This is a genomic window from Roseateles sp. P5_E1, assembly GCF_054049335.1.
Genome location: NZ_JBFUMN010000522.1, coordinates 1 through 506, shown reverse-complemented (window position 1 = coordinate 506; position 506 = coordinate 1). Strand labels below are relative to the sequence as shown.

Annotated in this window: 1 protein-coding gene; it reads right to left on the bottom strand. The window is 63.4% G+C overall.

Features of this window, described 5'->3' with window-relative positions; genetic code table 11:
* Positions 1-36: 36 nt before the first annotated feature.
* Positions 37-477: an HAD hydrolase family protein gene (locus ACXJKJ_RS32430; RefSeq protein ID WP_457395876.1), complete on the bottom strand. Its 441-nt coding sequence runs from the start codon at positions 475-477 to the stop codon at positions 37-39.
* Positions 478-506: the final 29 nt, after the last annotated feature.

The window sequence follows — 506 nt, the reverse complement described above, 5'->3', positions numbered from 1 at the left end:
CTTCGACCTGCAGTCGTTGACAGCTCACGCAGCGGCTTACGCGCCCCGCAATACGAACCGTTCAATCGCCAACGCCACGCCATCTTCGGCATTGGACGCGGTCTCAAAGCGCGCGGTCTGCTTCACCGCCTTGATCGCATTGCCCATCGCCACGCTGGTGCCGGCAAACTGCAGCATGGTCAGGTCGTTTTCCTGGTCGCCGAGCGCCATCACGTTGGCCGCATCCACGCCCAGGTGCTTGGCCAGTTTCTGCAGGCTCGGCYCCTTGCCCGCCCGATGGTCGAACACCTCCAGGAAGAACGGGGCGCTCTTGAGCACCGCGAAGCGATCGGTCAGTTCCGATGGCAGGCGTTTGATTGCCGCGTCCAGCACGTGCGGCTCGTCGATCATCATCAGCTTGATGAACTGCATCGCCGGGTCCATGTCCTCCACCCGCCGGTAAGACAGGGGCGCATGCGACAGGTGCGAGTCGGCCACGGTGTAGATGCTGATGTCCTGGTTGGGCG